Source organism: Neisseria sp. P0009.S007 (assembly GCF_051962515.1).
This window is the reverse complement of the sequence record NZ_JBQCVF010001346.1, coordinates 1-229: the sequence shown is the minus strand read 5'-3', so window position 1 is coordinate 229 and position 229 is coordinate 1. Positions and strand designations below refer to the sequence as shown.

General features: G+C 48.5%; 1 pseudogene. It reads left to right on the top strand.

What is annotated here, in order from left to right:
- Positions 1-94 precede the first annotated feature (94 nt).
- A pseudogene (locus tag ACTHS3_RS18885) lies at positions 95-229 on the top strand (transposase); the annotation flags it as partial.

Below are 229 nucleotides of genomic sequence, written 5' to 3'. Positions count from 1 at the left end.
GCTACCTCATCCTGCTGTCCGCCTTCTCCGCCACCACCCTGACCGCCGCTGTGCTGGTTTACTGCAGGCAGTTGCAGACGCAGGTGCGGTTTTAAAACTAGAAGCTACTAACAACCTCATCAAAGTCATCAAGCGAAACGCTTTCGGCTTTCGGAACTTTGACAATTTTAAAACTAGAATCCTCATCGCTTTGAACATCAAAAAGGAGAGGACTGATTTAGTCCTCTCC